12 protein-coding genes are annotated in these 17,822 nt (G+C 68.8%); 1 reads left to right on the top strand and 11 read right to left on the bottom strand.

From position 1 onward, the window contains the following. Positions 1–2 precede the first annotated feature (2 nt). From rplC to QQX13_RS04110, 4 genes are all read right to left on the bottom strand, one after another. Positions 3–665, bottom strand: coding sequence for a 50S ribosomal protein L3 (gene rplC / locus QQX13_RS04125; protein WP_301119581.1), 663 nt, complete (start codon positions 663–665; stop codon positions 3–5). A gap of 32 nt (positions 666–697) precedes the next feature. Beyond that, positions 698–1,006 (bottom strand): 30S ribosomal protein S10, encoded by a 309-nt coding sequence (gene rpsJ / locus QQX13_RS04120; protein ID WP_042213186.1) that lies wholly within the window; start codon positions 1,004–1,006, stop codon positions 698–700. A 209-nt stretch (positions 1,007–1,215) separates the two neighbouring features. Further along, positions 1,216–2,589 (bottom strand): HupE/UreJ family protein, encoded by a 1,374-nt coding sequence (locus QQX13_RS04115; protein WP_301119575.1) that lies wholly within the window; start codon positions 2,587–2,589, stop codon positions 1,216–1,218. Further along, complete coding sequence (locus QQX13_RS04110; RefSeq protein ID WP_301119573.1) at positions 2,586–3,890, bottom strand: DUF3500 domain-containing protein; 1,305 nt, start codon at positions 3,888–3,890, stop codon at positions 2,586–2,588. The genes QQX13_RS04115 and QQX13_RS04110 overlap by 4 nt, the downstream gene beginning before the upstream one ends. A gap of 200 nt (positions 3,891–4,090) precedes the next feature. Between QQX13_RS04110 and QQX13_RS04105 the strand changes: the two genes are divergently transcribed. Further along, positions 4,091–4,645, top strand: coding sequence for a hypothetical protein (locus tag QQX13_RS04105; RefSeq protein ID WP_301119571.1), 555 nt, complete (start codon positions 4,091–4,093; stop codon positions 4,643–4,645). A gap of 10 nt (positions 4,646–4,655) precedes the next feature. Here the strand turns inward: QQX13_RS04105 and QQX13_RS04100 are convergent, their stop codons facing one another. From QQX13_RS04100 to rpoB, 7 genes are all read right to left on the bottom strand, one after another. Beyond that, positions 4,656–5,603: a hypothetical protein gene (locus QQX13_RS04100; RefSeq protein WP_301119568.1), complete on the bottom strand. Its 948-nt coding sequence runs from the start codon at positions 5,601–5,603 to the stop codon at positions 4,656–4,658. A gap of 115 nt (positions 5,604–5,718) precedes the next feature. Continuing rightward, a complete protein-coding gene (tuf, locus tag QQX13_RS04095; RefSeq protein ID WP_301119566.1) occupies positions 5,719–6,909 on the bottom strand; it encodes an elongation factor Tu in 1,191 nt (396 codons plus the stop codon). A gap of 118 nt (positions 6,910–7,027) precedes the next feature. Further along, positions 7,028–9,142 (bottom strand): elongation factor G, encoded by a 2,115-nt coding sequence (fusA, locus tag QQX13_RS04090; protein ID WP_301119564.1) that lies wholly within the window; start codon positions 9,140–9,142, stop codon positions 7,028–7,030. Positions 9,143–9,189: 47 nt separating this feature from the next. Next, positions 9,190–9,660, bottom strand: coding sequence for a 30S ribosomal protein S7 (gene rpsG, locus QQX13_RS04085; protein WP_301119563.1), 471 nt, complete (start codon positions 9,658–9,660; stop codon positions 9,190–9,192). Then, a complete protein-coding gene (gene rpsL, locus QQX13_RS04080; protein ID WP_301119561.1) occupies positions 9,660–10,037 on the bottom strand; it encodes a 30S ribosomal protein S12 in 378 nt (125 codons plus the stop codon). The genes rpsG and rpsL overlap by 1 nt, the downstream gene beginning before the upstream one ends. A gap of 208 nt (positions 10,038–10,245) precedes the next feature. Continuing rightward, on the bottom strand, positions 10,246–14,118 hold the full coding sequence (locus QQX13_RS04075; protein WP_301119559.1) for a DNA-directed RNA polymerase subunit beta': 3,873 nt from the start codon (positions 14,116–14,118) through the stop codon (positions 10,246–10,248). 72 nt (positions 14,119–14,190) lie between these two features. Continuing rightward, the gene (gene rpoB / locus QQX13_RS04070) at positions 14,191–17,661 is read right to left on the bottom strand and encodes a DNA-directed RNA polymerase subunit beta (RefSeq protein WP_301119557.1); all 3,471 of its coding nucleotides are present in this window, start codon (positions 17,659–17,661) and stop codon (positions 14,191–14,193) included. Positions 17,662–17,822 lie beyond the last annotated feature (161 nt).

The following is a 17,822-nucleotide window of genomic DNA, read 5'->3' as shown; positions in this document are numbered from 1 at the left end:
GATCACGCACCCTTCACAGCGGAGCGGATGAGAACGACGCCGCCCTTGTTGCCGGGAACGGCGCCCTTGACGAGCACCAGACCCTTCTCGACGTCCACCGAGTGGACGAGGAGGTTCTGGACGGTCTTGCGGGCGTTGCCCATGCGGCCGGCCATCTTGAGGCCGCGGAAGACGCGCGAAGGCGTCGACGCGCCACCGATGGAGCCCGGCTTGCGGTGGTTGCGGTGCGCACCGTGCGAGGCGCCGACACCCTTGAAGCCGTGGCGCTTCATGACACCGGCGGTGCCCTTGCCCTTGGTGGTGCCGGTCACGTCGACGAGCTGGCCGGCCTCGAACACCTCGGCGGTGATCTCCTGGCCGAGCGCGTACTCGGACGCGTTCGCGGTGCGGACCTCGGCGACGTGGCGGCGCGGCGTGACGCCGGCGGCCTCGAAGTGGCCCTTGAGCGGGTTGGTGACGCGGCGCGGGTCGACGGTGCCGAACGCGAGCTGGATGGCCTCGTAGCCGTCCTTGTCTGCGTTGCGCACCTGGGTCACGACGTTGGTGTCGACCTGGAGGACGGTGACGGGGACGATGCGTCCCTCGGCGTCCCAGACCTGCGTCATGCCCAGCTTCGTACCGAGCAGCGCGGAGACCGCGCGCTGGGCATTGGAAGTCGTAGTCATGGTGATTCAGTCCTTATGGGCTTGAGCGGTGCTTAGAGCTTGATCTCGATGTTGACGTCCGCGGGGAGGTCGAGACGCATGAGCGAGTCGACGGCCTTGGGCGTCGGGTCCACGATGTCGATGAGGCGCTTGTGGGTGCGCATCTCGAAGTGCTCGCGGGAGTCCTTGTACTTGTGGGGAGAACGGATCACACAGAACACGTTCTTCTCGGTCGGCAGCGGGACGGGGCCCACCACGGACGCGCCAGCACGCGTGACCGTCTCGACGATCTTGCGGGCCGAGGAGTCGATGACCTCGTGGTCATAGCTCTTCAGCCGGATGCGGATCTTCTGTCCCGCCATGGCGTGGTTCTGCCTTTTCTCTCGTACAACTATGGTCATCACCCCGACCCCCGCGCTCGGGCGTGTCGCACATCCAGGACGCGCGTCCGCCACCCGATTCCTCGGTGATCCGTGGGTGAAGGTGTGGCTGCCCGCAATAGGCAACCTGAACATTGTGCCAGATCGGGGGTTCCCGTGCAACACGGTCACCCCCGACCGGCCATACGCCCTCAGCGGGCGACGACGGTCTCGGCCGTGGGTCTCGAAGCCTCACGGACCGGCGACGACGATTGTCTCACGCGGGGGCCCACCGAGACCACGGCGAGGGTCGCCAGGGCGACGGCGTAGGCCTGCCAGGGGTGGGCGATGATCGCGTCGAACGCCGCTCCCAGCACGGAGGCCTCCCCGCGCACCACGCCGACCAGCCACGCGGCGCCCGCGACGGCGCCGGCCGCCGCCGCGGCCCACCGGAGCCCCGCGAACCAGCGGCTGCGCGCGGCCCACACGAGCGCGGGCAGGAGCGCGGCGACCACCACCAGCTGAGCCAGCTCGACGCCGACGTTGAAGCCGACGATCGCGGCGACCAACCGGCCCAACGGAAGGTCGAGCGCGACCAGGGTGGTGGCGAACGCGGTGCCGTGGACGATCCCGAACAGACCGGCGGTCCACGCCTCGCCGCGGCGGAGTGCGGGCACCATGGCGTGCGCCGCGGCGGCCACCACCGACAGGGCGACCAGCGATTCGGTGACGACGGTCGGCAGGCTGATCAGCCCGAGCGACACGAGCGCGAGCGAGATCGTGTGGCCGGCCGTGAAGCTGGTCACCAGCGTCGCCGCTCGCCGGGCGGCCGCACCGGCCGTCTCCCGCAGGGTGCCCTGACGCGGGACCCACCGGCGCCCGACCGCGACGAGCGGTGCCGGGAGCAGGAGCAGGACGAGGAAGAGCACATGGTCGGGGCCGGCGGCGATGTGCGAGGCGCCGAGCCTCACGGTGGCCCACAGACCCTCGGCCCAGCCGCCGTCGTCGCGGGAGACCTGCGCCGTGGTGTGCTCCCAGTCGAGCACCGTGACCAGCTCCGGCTCCTCGTCGGTGAGGGTGCCGCCCTCCCAGTCGGAGACCAGCGACACGTACACCTCGTGGGTGGCGAGGGTGTCGATCAGCACCCCGTACTCGATCGCGACGTCGCCGTCGACGGATCCGTCCGCCGCGGTGGCGATCACCACGATGTCGGCCGTCGGGAGATCGTTCACGGTGGTCTCCGCGACCGCGGACACGGACAGGTCGAGCGCGCCGTCCGCGTCGGCCACCTCGAGCCGGTCGAGGACATAGGCGGCGAGCTCGTCGGCGCGCGCCTCGACGTCGGCGCCGTCGACGTCGAGGTCCGAGGAGGTCGCCGCGTTGTACTGGCGCACGGGCACCTGGAGCTCGAGCTCGACGCTGCCCTCGTCGATGCTGACGAGCACCGCCGTGGTCTCGGCGGGGTGAGCCTCGGCCGCGCCGGCGCCCAGGCCCACCACCGCGGCGGCCGCGAGCACCAGCGCAGCCAGGCCGCGCATCGTCCCCCGGAGGGGACGATGCGCGGCACCGGTGGTCGACGCCGTCACGACGCGTACTGCGACGCGTCGCCGTAGTCGTACAGCTTGTCGCGGTAGACCGAGTGGATGTGGAGGGCGTCGTAGACGATGCCGTTCTCCATGTCGAACTCGATCCACACCTGAGGCCCGGAGAGGCGGAGGTACGTGGAGCCGTCGTCGGTGTCGAGGGCGCCCGACCACGAGAGGTACGTCTCGCCGTACTGCGACACGTAGGTGTCGATGATCTCCTGCGCCTCGTCCTCGTCGAGGACGCCGACGTACTCGGTGATCAGCGCGGTGACGAGCTCCTGCTGCTCCTCCGTCAGGTCGGAGACCAGGATGCCCTCGTCATCGGGGTAGTCACCCGAGTCCTCACCGGGGCCCATGACCACCGCGTTGTAGACCATGGACAGCTCGGCCGCCGCGGCCTGGTCGTCCGTGAGCGACGCCATGAGCGCCTGTGCCGCCGCCTTCTTCTCACCGAGCGGCTCGGAGCTCTCGCCGTCGGTCGTGGTCCACGACTGGGGCTCGATGCCCGCGAAGTACGGCGCGATGGTCACGGTGTCGCCGGAGTACGCCGCCATGAGCGCGAGGTGATGGCCGCCGAACTGGATCTCGAAGGTCGAGTCGGCGGAGACGTCGCCGTAGAAGGCGATGAAGTAGAGGTCCGAGCCGTACTCGAGGCCGCCACCCATGTCGCCCGGGGCGGTCGCGACGTCGCCGGTCGGCATCGCGCCGTCGGTCGGGACGTCGGTCGGGGCGGTGCCGTCGCCCATGTCCGGCGGCGTGCCGCCGTCCCCCGGCCCGCCCGCCGCGGCGGCGCCGCTCGAGCTCGAGTTCAGCGCGTCGTCGGAGTCCTCGCCGTACCGGTAGGAGGTCTCGACGTTGCCCGCGAGCACGTCGTCGGCCGTCATCACCTCCTGCACCTCCTCGTAGCCCTCGTCCGAGAGCATCGCCTGGAGCAGGACGTCGAGCGCGGCGAGCTGCTCGTCGGTCATGTCGCCGCGCGCGAGACCGGGCCGGTCCACCTGCCCGTTGGGCAGGTTCGACCAGTTGGCCTTGTCCTCGAGGTCGTCGTAGGAGAGCTGCACGAGCGCGAGCTGGTCCTCGTCGAGCGTCGCGAGGAAGGCCTCGGCCGCGGCGACCACCTCGGCGGTGTTGGAGTCCTCGGAGGCCGCGGTCACCGCGGTCGAGGAGGTGGAGGCCGTCGACGTCGTCGACTCGGTGGTCGACGAGTCATCGGTGGCGCTGCAGGCGGCCAGGGTCGTCGCGAGCCCGACGGCGACGCCCAGGGCGAGCGCGCGCCGCACGGCGGGACGGATGGTGATCATGGGAGGAGTGCCTCTCGGTCGGGGACGGTGCACCCCGAAGGTAGAGGGCCGACCCTGGCAGGATGCTGGGAGCCTGCCGCGAGATGCCGGGCACTCGACGGGATCCGCCTGCGGTGGCGCACCGACCGCCGGGGTAGGGTGCCCAGGAGCGGGAGCCGCATGCCGGCCCTGCCGACAGCCGCCGACCGATCGGACCCGACATGACCCTCTCCCCCGCCGTCGATCCCGGCCCCCGCGTGTCCGCCGACGCCTGGCGCGCGTGGGCGCGTCCCGCCCTGACGATCGCGGCCGTCGCCGTGCCCGCCGGCGCGCTCGCGCTGCTGCATCCGGCCGCGTCGCTGATCGTCCTGGTGCCGGCGGCGGCGGTGGCCTGGCGGCTCCACGGCTCGGGCATGGAGCCCTGGCGGCCTCACCGTCCCGACCGGTTCCCGAACACGGCCACCGACCCGAGCCTGCGGGCGTACGCCCGGGACCTGCGCTGGCGCTGGGAGCACGGCATGGAGCTGGCGGGCCTGGCCGAGGTGGGTACGGACGGCTCCTACCGCGGTCCCGTCCTCACCTCCGTCGCGCAGCGCGACGGCGCCGTGATCGCCGCCTGCCGCGTCGACGACGAGGCCGCCGTCGCCGCGATGGCCGCGCATCGCGACGTGCTCGCCGCGGGCCTGGAGGCGGAGTCGGTGGCCGTCGATCAGACGGGACCGGGCTCCGTGGAGCTCACGATCGGGCTGCGGGAGGCCGGCGAGGGCTGGACCTGAGCCCCGCGCGTCAGTCGCGCCCGCCGCGCTCCCACCAGCGCTGAAGCGCCTCGCGGTCGACGGTCCCGTCCACCGGGAAGGCCTCCGCGAGGCCCACGGCGTCGAGGACACGGGCCGCGGCGGCCTGCTGCGAGGCGTCGATCCGCTTCATCCACGCACGCGGGTCCTTGCCCGCGTGCGCGTTCGCACCCTTGGCGTGCGACATCTTCGACGGCTTCTCCAGGTTGGTCAGGCGCGCCGGGTCGATCCCGAGCCACCGCGCGCCGCGATCCAGCTCGGACCGGTCCTCGACGGCGGCGTCGTAGGAGACGAGCGCGGAGCGGGCGCCGCCGTAGGTGCGCGCGGCCGTCAGGTTCTCGATCGCCCAGCGCGTGATGAGCGCGGTGGCGTCGTCCCCGCTCGCGAGCTCCCGCAGCGGACGGTCGCCCAGCAGCCCGTCCACCAGCTCCGGCTGCGCCATCATGTAGTGCATCCGCTCGGGGACCCAGCCGAGCACGCTCTGGCTGCTGAGCGTGGCCAGCGGATGACGGATCACGTGGACGATCCGCACATCGGGGTGACGGTGGGCGACCCACCCCGCCCACATCGGGAACCGGATCTCCTTGATCAGGCGGCCGCGGTAGCGCAGGAACGGGTTGAGCGACGCCTCCTGATCCGCCCACGGGTGGCGGTACCGGCCGACCAGCAGGTCCTCGACCGCCTCCTGGGAGGGGAGGCGCTCCGCGTCGACAGGGACGTAGCGGCCCGGGCGGAGGTCGCTGAACCGCGCGTCGAGGTCCGGCCGGACCGGCTCGAAGATGGGCCGCAGCCGGCCCGCACGCGAGTACGCCTCCAGGAGCCACGTGGTGCCCGAGCGGCCGCTGCCGCTCAGGAGGGACGCATGCGCGGTGTCGCGGTGAGGGTCCCACACGGCGACGGACCGTGCGAGCCGCTCGGCGCGGGTCAGGATGGCTGCCACGCGGCCACCGTAACAGGAGGGCGGGAGCCCTCCGACCACCCGCATCGTCCCGCCCGGGGAGCACGAAGGCCCCCCGCCATGCGGCGGGGGGCCTTCGAGCGAAGTCGCGGGGGACTTACTTGAGGATCTTGGTGACGGTGCCGGAACCCACGGTACGGCCACCCTCGCGGATCGCGAAGCCCTGACCCTCCTCGAGGGCGATCGGCTGGATGAGCTCGACCGTCATCTCGGTGGTGTCGCCCGGCATGACCATCTCGGTGCCCTCGGGCAGCGTGATGACGCCGGTCACATCCGTGGTGCGGATGTAGAACTGCGGGCGGTAGTTCGTGTAGAAGGGGTTGTGGCGGCCACCCTCGGACTTGTCGAGGATGTAGCAGCGGCCCTCGAACGAGGTGTGCGGGGTGGTGGTGCCGGGGGCGACCACGACCTGGCCGCGCTCGACGTCCTCACGCTTGGTGCCGCGGAGCAGCAGACCGCAGTTCTCGCCGGCCCACGCCTCGTCCATCGACTTGTGGAACATCTCGATGCCGGTGACGGTGGTCTTCTGCGGCTCGCGGATGCCGAGGATCTCGACCTCCGAGTTGATCTTGAGCTTGCCGCGCTCGACCTTGCCGGTGACGACGGTGCCACGACCGGTGATCGTGAAGACGTCCTCGATCGGCATCAGGAACGGCTTGTCCATGTCACGCTCGGGCTCCGGGACGTTCTCGTCCACGGCCTCCATGAGGTCCTGAACGGTCTTGACCCACTCGGCGTCGCCCTCGAGCGCCTTCAGCGCGGAGACGCGGATGACAGGCGCGTTGTCGCCGTCGAAGCCCTGCGAGGAGAGGAGCTCGCGCACCTCGACCTCGACGAGCTCGAGGATCTCCTCGTCGTCGACCATGTCCGACTTGTTCAGCGCCACGAGCAGGTAGGGGACGCCGACCTGCTTCGCGAGCAGCACGTGCTCACGGGTCTGGGCCATCGGACCGTCGGTCGCGGCGACCACCAGGATCGCGCCGTCCATCTGGGCGGCACCGGTGATCATGTTCTTGATGTAGTCGGCGTGACCCGGAGCGTCGACGTGAGCGTAGTGACGCTTCTCCGTCTGGTACTCGATGTGCGCGATGTTGATGGTGATACCGCGCTCGCGCTCCTCGGGAGCCTTGTCGATGTCCTCGAACGGCGTGAACGGGTTGAGCTCGGGGTACTGGTCGTGCAGCACCTTCGAGATGGCGGCGGTCAGCGTCGTCTTACCGTGGTCGACGTGACCGATGGTGCCGATGTTCACGTGCGGCTTGGTCCGCTCGAACTTGGCCTTAGCCATGGTGGCTTCCTCCTGAATTGGTGGTGAGACTCGGGTAGAGGATCCGACTGCTGATGGGGTCAACCATCGTGGGGCGCATCCCTACTGGTCGTATTATTTCCTACTTCAACCGGTGGGACTACTCGCCCCGGGTCTTAGCGATGATCTCCTCGGCAACGTTGCGAGGAACCTCTGCGTAGCTGTCGAAGGTCATCGAGTACACCGCGCGGCCCTGCGTCTTCGAACGCAGGTCGCCGACGTAGCCGAACATCTCCGACAGCGGGACCAGAGAGTCGATGACCTTGACACCGGCGGCGTCGGACATCTGACGGATCTGGCCACGGCGGGAGTTGAGGTCGCCGATGACGTCGCCCATGTAGTCCTCGGGCGTACGCACCTCGACGGCCATGACGGGCTCGAGCAGCACGGGCTGGGCCTTGCGCGCGGCCTCCTTGAAGGCCATCGAGCCGGCGATCTTGAACGCCATCTCCGAGGAGTCGACGTCGTGGTACTGGCCGTCGAGCAGGGTGGCCTTGATTCCCACCATGGGGTAGCCGGCGAGGATGCCGATGTTCATGGCGTCCTGGATGCCCGCGTCCACCGACGGGATGTACTCACGCGGCACGCGACCGCCGGTGACGGCGTTCGAGAACTCGTACTGGACCTCGGCGTCGGCCTCGAGAGGCGCGATCGAGATCTGGACCTTCGCGAACTGGCCGGAGCCACCGGTCTGCTTCTTGTGCGTGTAGTCGTGCTTCTCGACGGTGCCGCGGATGGTCTCGCGGTACGCGACCTGCGGCTTGCCGACGTTCGCGTCGACCTTGAACTCGCGCTTCATGCGGTCGACGATGATGTCGAGGTGCAGCTCGCCCATGCCGGAGATGACGGTCTGGCCGGTGTCCTCGTCGAGCTTGACGCGGAAGGTCGGGTCCTCCTCGGCCAGCTTCTGGATCGCGACCGACATCTTCTCCTGGTCGCCCTTGGTCTTGGGCTCGACCGCCACGTGGATCACGGGCTCGGGGAAGGTCATCGACTCGAGCACGACCGGCTTGGCCGGGTCGCACAGGGTGTCACCGGTGGTGGTGTCCTTGAGGCCGATGACGGCGTAGATGTGACCCGCGGTGACCGCGTCGACCGGGTTCTCCTTGTTGGCGTGCATCTGGAAGATCTTCCCGATGCGCTCCTTCTTGCCCTTGGTCGCGTTGATGACCTGGGCGCCGGAGTCGACGTGACCGGAGTACACGCGGATGTAGGTCAGACGGCCGAAGAACGGGTGCGTCATGATCTTGAACGCGAGCGCGGAGAAGGGCTCCTCGGCGTCGGCGTGACGCTCGATGACGACCTCCTCGTCACCCGGCTCGTGACCCTCGATCGCCGGCATGTCGAGCGGCGACGGCAGGTAGTCCACGACCGCGTCGAGCATGGGCTGCACGCCGCGGTTCTTGAACGCGGAACCGCACAGGACGGGGTAGATCTCGGAGGCGATGACCATCTTGCGGATGGCGCCCTTGATCTCGTCGACCGTCAGCTCGCCGCCCTCGAGGTACTTCTCCATGAGGTCCTCGTCGGTCTCGGCGACCGTCTCGAGGAGCTCGGCGCGGTAGGTCTCCGCCTTGTCGACGAGGTCGGCCGGGATCTCCTGGGTCTCGTACGAGGCGCCCATGGTCACGTCGCCCTTGGCGTCGCCGGGCCACACGAGGGCCTTCATCTGGACCAGGTCCACGACGCCGAGGAAGTCGGACTCCGCACCGATCGGGAGCTGGATGACCAGCGGACGGGCACCGAGGCGCGACTTGATGGTGTCGACCGTGAAGTAGAAGTCCGCGCCGAGCTTGTCCATCTTGTTGACGAAGCAGATGCGGGGGACGTTGTACTTGTCGGCCTGGCGCCACACGGTCTCCGACTGGGGCTCCACGCCCTCCTTGCCGTCGAACACCGCGACCGCGCCGTCGAGCACGCGCAGGTTGCGCTCCACCTCGACGGTGAAGTCCACGTGGCCCGGGGTGTCGATGATGTTCAGCTGGGTCTTGTCCCAGAAGCACGTCGTCGCCGCGGAGGTGATGGTGATGCCACGCTCCTGCTCCTGGGCCATCCAGTCCATCGTCGCGGCGCCGTCGTGCACCTCGCCGATCTTGTAGGTGATGCCCGTGTAGAACAGGATGCGCTCGGTGGTGGTGGTCTTGCCGGCGTCGATGTGAGCCATGATGCCGAAGTTGCGGACCTTGGTGAGGTCCGTCAGCACGTCCTGTGCCACGAGAGGTTCTCCCTAGAAATCGTCGAAGTGAGCGAACGGGGTCGCGACTACCAGCGGTAGTGCGCGAACGCCTTGTTCGACTCGGCCATCTTGTGCATGTCCTCGCGGCGCTTCACAGCGGCACCCAGGCCGTTGGAGGCGTCGAGGATCTCGTTCATGAGGCGCTCGGTCATGGTCTTCTCACGACGCTGGCGCGAGAAGTCGACCAGCCAGCGCAGCGCGAGGGTGTTCGCGCGCACCGGGCGCACGTCGACCGGCACCTGGTAGGTCGCGCCACCGACGCGGCGGCTGCGGACCTCGAGGGCGGGGCGGACGTTCTCGAGCGCGCGCTTGAGCACGACGACCGCGTCCTGGCCGGACTTCTCGGCGACGCCCTCGAGGGCGCCGTAGACGATCGCCTCGGCGGTCGACTTCTTGCCGTCGAGCAGCACCTTGTTGATGAGCTGGGTGACGACCGGGGCGCCGTAGACGGGGTCGTTGATGATGGGCCGCTTGGGGGCCGGTCCCTTGCGAGGCATTACTTCTTCTTCTCCATCTTCGCGCCGTAGCGGCTGCGAGCCTGCTGGCGGTTCTTGACACCCTGGGTGTCGAGCGAGCCGCGGATGATCTTGTAGCGGACACCCGGGAGGTCCTTCACACGACCGCCACGGACGAGCACGATCGAGTGCTCCTGGAGGTTGTGGCCCTCACCGGGGATGTACGCGGTGACCTCGATGCCGGTCGACAGGCGGACACGCGCCACCTTGCGAAGCGCCGAGTTCGGCTTCTTGGGGGTGGTGGTGTAGACGCGGGTGCACACGCCGCGACGCTGGGGGCTCGACTGAAGAGCCGGGGTCTTGGTCTTGGAGGCCTTGGGGTGACGGCCCTTCCTGACCAGCTGCTGAATCGTAGGCACTACTTCTCCGTGTCCATGTCTGTCATCGGTGATGAGAAATCGTCTTGTCGTGTCGGCCCGACCCCCGCGCCCGGGCGTGTCGTTCCATCGGGTACCGCGCCGATGGGCGCGGTTCGGGGGCCCGGCGACGCGGGCACAAGCATCTAAGATACCTGCGCGCCGCGCCGCCGTCAAAGCGGAAGGTCCCGCCCCGACCCCGTCGGTTGTGCTAGTCGCGGATGTCGAACTCCTCGAGCGGCACGGCCTCGCCGGTCCCCTCGCCGAAGAACTGGCCGTCCCACTCCTCGTACCCGAAGGTCGGGAACAGGTTGGCCTTCGCCTCCTCGGTGGGCTCGACCGTCGCCGTGCGGTACTGCGCGAGGCCGGTACCAGCGGGGATGAGCTTTCCGAGGATCACGTTCTCCTTCAGGCCGATCAGCGGGTCGGACTTGCCCGACATCGCCGCCTCGGTCAGGACCCGGGTGGTCTCCTGGAAGGAGGCCGCCGAGAGCCAGGACTCCGTGGCGAGCGAGGCCTTCGTGATGCCCATGAGCTCGGGACGCGCGGAGGCGGGCTTGCCGCCGGCGGTCACGGTCTCACGGTTGGCGTTCTCGAAGCGGCTCCGCTCGACCAGCTCGCCCGGGAGCAGGTTGGTCTCGCCGGAGTCGAGCACGGTCACGCGTCGCAGCATCTGACGCACGATGACCTCGATGTGCTTGTCGTGGATCTCCACACCCTGCGAGCGGTACACGTTCTGCACCTCGTCGACCAGGTGCTTCTGCGTGGCGCGCGGGCCGAGGATGCGGAGGACGTTCTTCGGGTCCACCGCACCGGCGACCAGCTGCTGGCCGACCTCGACGTGCTCGCCGTCCTGCACCAGCAGGCGCGAGCGCTTGGTGACGGGGTACTCGATGACCTCGTCGCCGTTGTCGGGGGTGATGACCAGGCGGCGCGTCGCCTCCGAGTCGTCGACCTTGAGCGTGCCGGCGACCTCGGAGATCGGGGCCTCACCCTTGGGGGTGCGGGCCTCGAAGAGCTCCTGGACACGCGGCAGACCCTGCGTGATGTCGTCCGCCGAGGCCACACCACCGGTGTGGAACGTACGCATCGTCAGCTGGGTGCCCGGCTCACCGATCGACTGGGCGGCGATGATGCCGACCGCCTCGCCGATGTCGACGAGCTCGCGGGTCGCGAGCGAACGGCCGTAGCACTTCGCGCACGTGCCCACGACGGACTCGCAGGTCAGGACCGAGCGGACCTTGACGTCCGTGACGCCGTGACCGATCAGCGTGTCGATCTGCAGGTCGCCCACGTCCGAGCCCGCCTTCGCCACGACCTCGCCGGCCGTGTCGAGGACGTCGGTCGCCAGCGTGCGCGCGAAGACGGAGGTCGCGACGCGCTCGTGCTGGACCTTGTCGCCGCCCGCGGTGAGCTCCACGATCGGCATGCTCAGGCCGCGCTCGGTGCCGCAGTCCTCCTCGCGCACGATCACGTCCTGCGAGACGTCGACCAGACGACGCGTGAGGTAGCCCGAGTCCGCGGTACGCAGCGCCGTGTCCGCGAGGCCCTTGCGGGCACCGTGGGTGGCGATGAAGTACTCGAGGACGGACAGGCCCTCGCGGTAGTTCGACTTGATCGGACGCGGGATGATCTCACCCTTCGGGTTGGCCACCAGGCCGCGCATACCCGCGATCTGACGGACCTGCATCCAGTTGCCTCGCGCACCGGAGCCGACCATGGTGTGGACGGTGTTGTGCTCGGGGAACGACTCGCGCATCGCCTTGTCGACCTCGTTGGTCGCCTGGGTCCAGATCTCGATGAGCTCCTGACGGCGCTCGTCGTCGGTGATCAGACCGGTGTCGAACTGGTCCTGGACCTTGGCCGCCTGGGCCTCGTAGCGCTCGAGGATCTCCTGCTTGTTCGCGGGGGTCGCGACGTCGCCGATGGCGATGGTCACGCCGGAGCGCGTCGCCCAGTGGAAGCCCGCCGCCTTGAGGGCGTCGAGCGAGGCGGCGACCTCGACCTTCTCGTACCGCTCGGCGAGGGTGTTGACGATGTCGCCGAGCACCTTCTTGTCGACGTTGCGGTTGACGTAGGGGTACGAGACCGGGAGCAGGTCGTTGAAGAGCGACCGGCCGAGCGTCGTGGTGAGCATGAAGGGCTCGCCCTCGACGTGGCCCTCGGGCAGCTCGTGGTCGACCGGCGGCACGGTGTCGCCGTCGACGCGGAGCTGGATCTCCGAGTTGAGCGAGATGGTGCCCGCATCGAGCGCCATGATCGCCTCGGACTGCGTGCCGAAGGCGAGGCCCTCGCCCGGCTGGCCGGACTTGAGCAGCGACAGGTGGTAGAGGCCGATGATCATGTCCTGCGAGGGCATGGTCACGGGGCGGCCGTCGGACGGCTTGAGGATGTTGTTCGAGGACAGCATCAGGATGCGGGCCTCGGCCTGGGCCTCCGCCGAGAGCGGCAGGTGCACGGCCATCTGGTCGCCGTCGAAGTCCGCGTTGAACGCGCCGCAGACGAGCGGGTGCAGGTGGATGGCCTTGCCCTCCACCAGCTGGGGCTCGAACGCCTGGATGCCCAGGCGGTGCAGCGTCGGCGCGCGGTTGAGCAGCACCGGGTGCTCGCGGATGACCTCCTCGAGCACGTCCCACACCTCGGGACGGCTGCGCTCCACCATGCGCTTGGCGGACTTGATGTTCTGCGCGTGGTTGAGCTCGACCAGGCGCTTCATGACGAACGGCTTGAAGAGCTCGAGCGCCATCTGCTTGGGCAGACCGCACTGGTGCAGCTTCAGGGTCGGGCCGACCACGATGACCGAACGGCCCGAGTAGTCGACGCGCTTGCCGAGCAGGTTCTGGCGGAAGCGGCCCTGCTTGCCCTTGAGCATGTCCGAGATGGACTTGAGGGGGCGGTTGCCGGGGCCCGTGACGGGGCGACCGCGGCGGCCGTTGTCGAACAGCGAGTCGACGGCCTCCTGCAGCATGCGCTTCTCGTTGTTCACGATGATCTCGGGCGCACCGAGGTCGAGCAGGCGCTTGAGGCGGTTGTTGCGGTTGATGACGCGGCGGTACAGGTCGTTCAGGTCGGACGTCGCGAAGCGGCCACCGTCGAGCTGGACCATCGGGCGCAGATCCGGCGGGATCACCGGCACGCAGTCGAGCACCATGCCCTCGGGCGAGTTGGTGGTCGTCAGGAACGCGTTGACCACCTTGAGGCGCTTGAGGGCGCGGGTCTTGCGCTGGCCCTTGCCGTTCGCGATGATCTCGCGGAGCTTCTCGGCCTCGGCGTCCAGGTCGAAGGTCTGGAGGCGCTTCTGGATGGCCTCGGCACCCATCGAGCCCTTGAAGTACGAGCCGAAGCGGCGCGACATCTCGCGGTACAGCAGCTCGTCGCCCTCGAGGTCCTGGACCTTGAGGTTCGCGAAGCGGTCGAACACCGCGTCGAGACGCTCGATCTCGGCGTCGGCGCGCTTGCGCACGTTCGCCATCTCGCGCTCCGCGCCGTCCTTGACCTTGCGCTTCACGTCGGCCTTGGCACCCTCGGCCTCGAGCTCGGCGATGTCCTTCTCGAGCTTCTCGGCACGGGCGTTGATCTGGACGTCGCGGTCGTTCGCGATCGCCTTCTTCTCCTTCTCCAGCTCGTTGCGGAGCTGCGGAAGGTCCTCGTGACGGCCGTCCTCGTCCACCTCGGTGACCATGTAGGCCGCGAAGTAGATGACCTTCTCCAGGTCCTTCGGGGCCAGGTCGAGCAGGTAGCCGAGGCGCGACGGGACGCCCTTGAAGTACCAGATGTGGGTCACCGGAGCGGCGAGCTCGATGTGGCCCATGCGCTCGCGGCGCACCTTGGAGCGGGTCACCTCGACACCGCAGCGCTCGCAGACGATGCCGCGGTAGCGCACGCGCTTGTACTTGCCGCAGCCGCACTCCCAGTCGCGGGTGGGGCCGAAGATCTTCTCGCAGAACAGGCCGTCCTTCTCCGGCTTGAGCGTGCGGTAGTTGATCGTCTCGGGCTTCTTCACCTCACCGTGCGACCACGTGCGGATGTCCTCCGCCGTGGCCAGGCCGATGCGCAGATCGCCGAACTCGTTCACGTCGAGCAAGGTTCTACTTCCTTACCGCCGGCCCAGGGCCGGCACCGAAAAATTCTTGTGGTGGAAAGAGCTCGAGGCTCGTCAGATCTCGTCGACGCTCGAGGCATCGGGACGGCTGGACAGCGAGATGCCCAGCGACTCGGCCGCCTGGTAGGCGTCGTCGTCGGTCTCGCGCATCTCGATGACGTGGCCCTCGGTGTTGAGGACCTCGACGTTGAGGCAGAGCGACTGCATCTCCTTCATCAGGACGCGGAACGACTCGGGAAGACCCGGCTCCGGGATGTTCTGACCCTTGACGATGGCCTCGTAGACCTTCACACGACCGGTGACGTCGTCGGACTTGATGGTCAGCAGCTCCTGCAGGGCGTAGGCGGCGCCGTAGGCCTCGAGGGCCCACACCTCCATCTCGCCGAAGCGCTGGCCGCCGAACTGGGCCTTACCGCCCAGCGGCTGCTGCGTGATCATCGAGTACGGACCCGTGGAGCGCGCGTGGATCTTGTCGTCGACCAGGTGGTGGAGCTTCAGGATGTACTTGTAGCCCACCGCGATCGGCTCGGGGAACGGCTCGCCGGTACGACCGTCGAACAGCGTCGCCTTGCCCTCCTGGTCCACGAGGCGCACGCCGTCGCGGTTCGGGTTGACGTGGCCGCGCAGGCCGCCGAGGACGTCCTCGCGCAGACCGTCGAACACCGGGGTCGCGACCGGGCGGCCCGGCTCCGACACCACGGCGTCCTCGGGCAGGTGCGCGGTCCACGGACCGTCGGCGTCCGTCGCGTCCCAGCCGTTCTTGGCCAGCCAGCCGGTGTGGGTCTCGAGGACCTGACCGACGTTCATACGACCGGGCACGCCCAGCGGGTTGAGGATGACGTCGACCGGCGTGCCGTCCGCGAGGAACGGCATGTCCTCCACGGGCAGGATCGTCGAGATGACGCCCTTGTTGCCGTGGCGGCCGGCGAGCTTGTCGCCCTCCTGGATCTTGCGGCGCTGCGCGATGTACACGCGGACCAGCTGGTTGACGCCGGCCGGGAGGTCGTCGCCGTCCTCCTCGGTGAACACGCGCACGCCGATGACCGTGCCGGACTCGCCGTGGGGCACCTTCAGCGAGGTGTCGCGGACCTCGCGCGCCTTCTCACCGAAGATCGCGCGGAGCAGGCGCTCCTCGGGGGTCAGCTCGGTCTCACCCTTCGGGGTGACCTTGCCGACCAGGATGTCACCGGCGCGCACCTCGGCACCGATGCGGACGATGCCGCGCTCGTCGAGGTCCGCGAGCGCCTCCTCGGAGGCGTTCGGGATGTCGCGGGTGATCTCCTCCGGGCCCAGCTTGGTGTCACGGGCGTCGACCTCGTGCTCCTCGATGTGGATCGAGGACAGGACGTCGTCCTGCACGAGGCGCTGCGACAGGATGATCGCGTCCTCGTAGTTGTGGCCCTCCCAGCACATGAAGGCGACCAGCAGGTTCTTGCCGAGCGCCAGGTCGCCCTGGTCCGTGGCGGGGCCGTCCGCGAGCACGGAGCCCGGGACCACCGAGTCGCCCTCGTCGACGACGACGCGCTGGTTGTACGAGGTGCCCTGGTTCGAGCGCTCGAACTTCGCGATGCGGTAGGAGCCGGTGGTGCCGTCGTCGTTGGCGACGGTGACCAGGTCCGAGCTGACCTCGGTGACCACGCCGGCCTTGCCGGCGACCACCACGTCACCGGCGTCGATCGCCGCGCGGCGCTCCATGCCGGTGCCGACCAGCGGCGCCTCCGAGCGGACCAGCGGCACCGCCTGGCGCTGCATGTTCGCACCCATGAGCGCGCGGTTCGCGTCGTCGTGCTCGAGGAACGGGATCAGGGCGGTCGCGACCGACACCATCTGGCGCGGCGAGACGTCCATGTAGTCCACGGCCTCGGCGGGGACGAACTCGACCTCGCCGCCCTTCGAGCGGACCAGCACGCGCTCGTCGGCGAAGCGGCCCTTGGCGTCGAGCACCGCGTTCGCCTGCGCGATGACGAAGTGGTCCTCGTCGTCCGCGGTCAGGTAGTCGACCTGGTCGGTGACGACACCCTTGACCACCTTGCGGTAGGGGGTCTCGACGAAGCCGAGCGGGTTGATGCGGCCGAACGAGGCGAGCGAGCCGATCAGACCGATGTTCGGACCCTCAGGAGTCTCGATCGGGCACATGCGGCCGTAGTGCGAGGTGTGGACGTCGCGGACCTCCATGCCCGCGCGGTCACGGGAGAGACCGCCGGGGCCGAGCGCCGAGAGACGGCGCTTGTGGGTCAGGCCGGCGAGCGGGTTGTTCTGGTCCATGAACTGCGACAGCTGCGACGTGCCGAAGAACTCGCGGATCGCGGCGACCACGGGGCGCGTGTTGATCAGGGTCTGCGGCGTGATCGCCTCGACGTCCTGGGTGGTCATGCGCTCGCGCACGACGCGCTCCATGCGGGACAGGCCCGTGCGGATCTGGTTCTGGATCAGCTCGCCCACCGCGCGGATGCGACGGTTGCCGAAGTGGTCGATGTCGTCGGTCTCGACGCGGACGTCGCCGTCGGCGCCGTCGATCGTCTCGTGACCGGCGTGCGCGGCGGCGATGTACTTGATGGTCGCGACGATGTCGTCGAGACCCAGCACCGAGTCGCCCAGCGCCTTGCCCAGGCCCAGCTTCTTGTTGAGCTTGAAGCGGCCCACCTTGGCGAGGTCGTAGCGCTTGGGGTTGAAGTAGAAGTTGTCGAGCAGGTTCTGGCCGGCCTCGACGGTCGGCGGCTCGCCCGGACGCAGCTTGCGGTACAGGTCGACGAGCGCCTCCTCGTGACCGTGGACGGTGTCCTTCGCCAGCGTCTCGAGGACGGCCGGGAAGTCGGCGAACTCCTCGGCGATCTGGTCGTCGGTCATGCCGAGCGCCTTGAGGAACAGGGTGACGGGCTGCTTGCGCTTGCGGTCGACGCGCACGCCGACGGCGTCACGCTTGTCGATCTCGAACTCGAGCCAGGCGCCGCGCGAGGGGATGACCTTCGCGGTGAAGATGTCCTTGTCGGACGTCTTGTCGGGGGTGCGCTCGAAGTAGACGCCGGGCGAACGGACCAGCTGCGAGACGACCACGCGCTCGGTGCCGTTGACGATGAACGTTCCGCGGTCGGTCATGAGCGGGAAGTCGCCCATGAACACGGTCTGCGACTTGATCTCGCCCGTCGTGTTGTTCATGAACTCCGCGGTGACGAACAGCTGCGCGGCGAAGGTGAAGTCCTTCTCCTTGCACTCCTCGGGGGTGTACCGCGGCTCCTCGAAGTACGGGTCCGAGAAGGACAGCGACATGGTCTGGCCGAAGTCCTCGATGGGCGAGATCTCCTCGAAGATCTCCTCGAGGCCGGCGACCTCCGGGACGTCGTTGCGTCCCGCCTCCTTCGCGGCGTCGACGCGTGCCTTCCACGCCTCGTTGCCCAGGAGCCAGTCGAAGCTCTCGGTCTGCAGACCGATGAGGTTCGGAACCTCGAGAGGCTCGGAGATCTGGGCGAAGGAGATGCGGCGCGATGCGGAGCGGTTGGAGATGGAATCGGTGCGCGAGGCAGCCAAGGGTGGTCCCTTCCCTTTATGATCGTGAGTCACCACGATGTCCAGCCGCGGCTCCACCGGATCCCGGTGCTGAACCCGCTACGAGCGGGGCACGCCAGGTAGGCATATGAGGGCAGGGCAATAGACAGCGCAAGTCGCTAGACTACCGCCGGCGCGCGCGA

The organism is Demequina lignilytica (genome assembly GCF_030418375.1).
Classification (GTDB): domain Bacteria; phylum Actinomycetota; class Actinomycetes; order Actinomycetales; family Demequinaceae; genus Demequina; species Demequina lignilytica.
The sequence above is the reverse complement of the archived record's forward strand: the minus strand, read 5'-3'. Positions and strand labels throughout refer to the sequence as shown.